Here is a 4445-nt window from a genome sequence, read left to right as displayed (position 1 = left end):
TCCACTTGCTCTTGGAAATGGTCTCGAATTAGTTTCAAATATATTTGATGCCGAAGGAAATCGGCTTTTAGACTATCAGACTGTTACTGCGAGCGCCGCACCAGATAAGCTGTTCGGTGGCACCGACCCATTCGATGAAAATGAAACTGACAGCTACACAGAATTTACCGCCTTTGAAGACGGGACTTATTATGTAACTTTAGGCGCATGGAACAATGTGCAAGATTTCCCAATTAATCTAGATGTTGTACCTTCTCCGCTGTACGATCCCTTCGTACCAAGCTCAGGTAATGGGAATGCATGGAACTTGGGAAACTATGACATAGAGATCGATCTACTGACGGAGAATAATCCGCGCGCGACTGGCATCCCGACTTCAGCCGTGAGTAATCCCAATGTTACCAACCCTCCTACCCTTTCCTTGAGTGCCAATCCTACTACTGTAGATAGTGAGGGCAACTTCACTAATGCCGTAGTGGAACACGTAGAACTCGACGGGGTTTCTAGCGTTACTTTCACAATCCAAACAGAGGGCAAATTCCCGAAGGAGGAATTGAATTTGTCCTTAACAGCAATGCGAATCTATTCGACTACGTCTCATTCTGGGGTCAAAATCAACTTCCTAACACCATTGGCGGACAGTCATTAGGTGCATTTTACAATGAAGACGGTATTCCAACGGGAATTCGATTACTGCTCGAAGAACCAACGATGACCGTTAACTATCAAGCTGCTAATCCTATCTCTTTTGAATTACGTTTTTATGGAGATGTATACGAGGAATTTGAACCTCTAGAAACCGATGGGGCGGAAGATGTCACTTTCTTCTTGCAGCCAGGGGAGGGCTATGAAGTTGATTTCAATGCTGGAGAGACAGAAATTACCTACTACGATTCAGTAGAAGATGTCCCTGTATCTACTGGGGGTGGAGACACTATTCCCGAAGTCGGCGTAACCGTCAGCGAGACGGAACTAGTTGAAACCGAAGAAACCGAAACCACGCTGACCTTTATGTTATCTGAGCCACCACCGCTAGAAGGCTTAACCATCTATTTAGACAGCGAAGACGATCCGGTTGTTGGTAGCGTCCTTAGTCAATTTGATGTTTTGGGAGCTGAGATTGAAGGGGGCAATTTCCCAGTTCCTAATGCTGATACGAGCGGCTTTTTCTTCACGATTACAGAACAAACTGCTACGATTACACTCCCCGTCTTTAACGAGCTAGCGGTTGATTCGCTTTTTCCGGCGGATTCTTTCCTAGAAGGTATTCTAGCTCTAGACTTTGCTCTACAGCCCCAAGCAGGCTACACCATCGACCCAGATGCCAGTGAAATCAGTCTCACCATTGCCGACAACCCAGAATCACAGATTCAGTTGAGTTTGACTGGTTCTACCCAAGATGATGATGAAAGCACCACTTTAGTTGAAGCAGAAGGGACGGTTAGCGTTCATACTTTTAGTCTTGGTGCACCCCCACCTGTAGAAGGTCTAACAGTAAGCGTTAGTGCTCCTAACTTGCGCGAGTTTGATGTAGAGGCGCTTGAGATTACAGGAGGCACAATTGCAGATGTGCGCGACGATGGTTTTGATCTGACGATTACCGAACAAACAGCGACCATCAACCTGCCCATTCTCGAAGATAGTACGGATGAAGGTAGTGAAACCATAACGTTTACCCTGGAATCTGGCGAAGGCTATGAACTCAATCCAGTAGCTACTGAAGCAACCTTTACTCTAGCCGATACCTTAGACCAAGTCAGTATCCCCGAAGAAAGCGAAGATAACGGCACCATCACTGAGGCTAATGCCTTAAGCCTCAGTGCAGATACTCCTTCTGTCTCTCTTAGCGGGCTTCTCGGTTACCTCTTTGTCGATCCCACCGAAGATGTTGATTTCTACTCTTTCAACTTAGAAGCAGGACAGTCAGTTAGCCTAGATATCAATTCTAGTGAGTGGACTCCGGTGTATGTGGGGATAAACCCGTTGCCACCAGCATTAGAAGATATACCTCAGCAAGTTGACACTGAACTGCGATTGTTCGATACCAATGGCAATGAGCTAACTGCCAACAGCGACGGTGCAGCTCCTGGTGAAGACTTCTCTCGCGACCCATTCATTGAATACACTGCCGAATCAACAGGCACTTACTATTTAGGTGTAAGTATGTTAGGCAATCGTAATTATGACCCTAACATTGCTAGAAGTGGTAGCGGTTGGACTTTCCCGGACGGCACCGACACCATCCTCGATTTTGAGGTCGGCACTGACCGGATTGGCCTGGTCGAAGGCGAGCTAATGTTCGCTGCCCTGACAATTACCCAGGAGGGCAACAATACCTTGCTGGGCGTAGTGAGCAGCGGTGAAACGCTGGCTGTTCTCAACGGTGTGCAGGCATCGAGACTGACGGAGAGTAGCTTTGAAGTAGTGGCTGATGTGTCGAATCCAGAGGAGGCAATGGCTTTGATTTAGACAAACGGAAGGGGAAAGACGTTGGCCTTTCCCCTTTTCTTTAGCGGAGGTAGTGATGATGTTTTGTCTGATGGAGTGTTCCAAATCTAGTTATTGTCCGGGTCAAGACTGCTCGGATCGATGCCGAGCGATCGCAATTGCGCTATCAGTCTTGCTGCCCGTTGACGTTCTGCCTCAGTTTGGCGTTCGGCTGCCTCAGCTCGCTGGCGTTCTGCCTCGGCTCGTTGCTCAGCGACCTGTGCCCGTTGATCTAACTTCTTTATCTGCGATCGCAGCGCTTTCATCTCAGCTTCTGGTACTGGGTAAGCCTGCCCTTGCTCGTCATGCCACAGCAATAGTTCTAACTCAACTCCACCCAAGGGTCTCACCGCACGACCCAGACCAAGCCCTACCTCCGGCATCCAGAATGGCTCACCAAACTGCAATCGATACTCACCCGCGACCAGCTTGTACACCTCAAACGGTTGATGCCGATCTCGTTCCCAGTGCGACGGGTTATATATCACGTAGTACAGCACCCCCAGTCGCTGATAAATCTCAAACTTCTCGTCATACTCGCCGCCCGGTGTTTGCGACACCAGCTCTAGCGCCATTATTGGCACCACATTCCCTTCATCCCACACGGCATAGCTCAGACGACTTTTTCCTTCTCGGCTGGCCTTTCGCCGCTCTACACCTAGGCTCAAAAGAGCATCGGGCACCACTGGTACTCTTGGGTTCACGCCTGTCGTGTGGTACACCGCCATATCCACGCCAAAATACCAGTCCATCCGCTCGCCCCACAGGCCAATCAGCATGAACAACAGCAAATTCGGTAGCAGGTTCTGGTCTTCATTGTCCACGGGAATGTCGTCAGAGCAGGGTAGCTCTGTGGTGCTAGGTAGGCGTGAAAGCGGCTGCGAAACCATGATGATATGCCTCAAAAGGGTCTGCTCGTCAGCTTTCAGTATAAAGCGCCATTTCTTAATCTCTGCGCGTGCCGCTAATCGTTCGTATCGATCTCCAGCAGGAAACACTAAAACATGACACCACTTAGCTTCTCAGCCACAACCAACAACGCAGATGATTCCACCCGTTTAATTGAGAGCGATCGCACTCTAGCGACACTTCAGCTTGACCTCGACGAAGCGCCGCCTGCATCAGGTGTGACGGTCTCTATCAGCAGCGCCGGACTCTCTGAGTTTGATCTAAGCCAGCTTCAAACCGTTGGCGCAGCGATAACACCGACGACTGCACTCAGCAATCAGTTAGACACCTATCTGTCTAGTCGAGTCACCGAGACAGTTCCGGGGATAAGTGTGGCTATTACCTCTCCGTTTGGAGATCTGTCTAAGGTTTCTGGCACTGCTAATTTAGAGAACAATACACCGGTCGAGAAAGGCGATCGCTTTGAAGTCGGCAGCATCACTAAAACCTTTACAGCAACGACCCTACTCAAACTGGTAGAAGCAGGCATCCTTACCTTAGAAGATACGCTCACTGACTGGCTGCCCGCAAATGTCACAGACAGTTTGCCAAACGCTAGCGAAATCACCCTGCGCCAACTGCTCAATCACACCAGCGGGGTGGCTGAATATGACTCTATCCTGATAGAGCAGGGCCAGCAAAACCCGCTGGTTTTTTTGCGAGACTGGCAGCCTGAAGAGATTGTTGCTTTGATTGGAGAGGCCGATCCGTTTTTTGCACCGGGTGAAGGTTGGCAATACTCCAATACCAACTTTATTCTGGCGGGTATGGTTGTTGAGGCCGCCACAGGAAATGACCTTGCCGCAGAAGTTCGCTCTCAGATTATCGATCCGTTAGAGCTAGACAACACTTTCTTCGGTGCCGCAGAAGACATCCCAGAGGGCTGAAGGGGTGACACAGCCTACGTAAACTGTACACGGTAAGGGAATAGCGGTGTGTAGGTAAAAAAAGATAGGCTAGTTTTACGAACCAAAGCCTATCGAATAAATATGATACCTTCAGTTTACCAA

Annotated in this window: 4 protein-coding genes; 3 read left to right on the top strand and 1 reads right to left on the bottom strand. The window is 49.2% G+C overall.

Features of this window, described 5'->3' with window-relative positions:
• Both IQ256_RS29940 and IQ256_RS28520 read left to right on the top strand, forming a co-directional pair.
• On the top strand, positions 1 to 649 hold a 649-nt coding region (locus tag IQ256_RS29940), incomplete at its 5' end, for a hypothetical protein (protein WP_228025377.1).
• 62 nt (positions 650 to 711) lie between these two features.
• On the top strand, positions 712 to 2469 hold the full coding sequence (locus tag IQ256_RS28520) for a PPC domain-containing protein (protein ID WP_228025376.1): 1758 nt from the start codon (positions 712 to 714) through the stop codon (positions 2467 to 2469).
• A gap of 86 nt (positions 2470 to 2555) precedes the next feature.
• On the opposite strand, the gene IQ256_RS28515 is transcribed toward IQ256_RS28520, so the two are convergent.
• Positions 2556 to 3377, bottom strand: coding sequence for a Uma2 family endonuclease (locus IQ256_RS28515; protein WP_193859067.1), 822 nt, complete (start codon positions 3375 to 3377; stop codon positions 2556 to 2558).
• 114 nt (positions 3378 to 3491) lie between these two features.
• Here IQ256_RS28515 and IQ256_RS28510 point away from each other — a divergent pair, with 114 nt between their 5' ends.
• A complete protein-coding gene (locus IQ256_RS28510; protein ID WP_193859066.1) occupies positions 3492 to 4322 on the top strand; it encodes a serine hydrolase in 831 nt (276 codons plus the stop codon).
• Positions 4323 to 4445 lie beyond the last annotated feature (123 nt).

Origin of the sequence: cf. Phormidesmis sp. LEGE 11477, from assembly GCF_015207105.1 — a bacterium.
Classification (GTDB): Bacteria; Cyanobacteriota; Cyanobacteriia; order Phormidesmidales; family Phormidesmidaceae; genus Phormidesmis.
This window is presented reverse-complemented; position numbering and strand designations above follow the sequence as displayed.

Bases quoted from the DNA above. Each gene is read 5' to 3' on its own strand.
- IQ256_RS28520 (WP_228025376.1), top strand. From the start codon at position 712: ATGACCGTTAACTATCAAGCTGCTAATCCTATCTCTTTTGAATTACGT.
- IQ256_RS28510 (WP_193859066.1), top strand. From the start codon at position 3,492: ATGACACCACTTAGCTTCTCAGCCACAACCAACAACGCAGATGATTCC.
- IQ256_RS28515 (WP_193859067.1), bottom strand. From the start codon at position 3,377: ATGGTTTCGCAGCCGCTTTCACGCCTACCTAGCACCACAGAGCTACCC.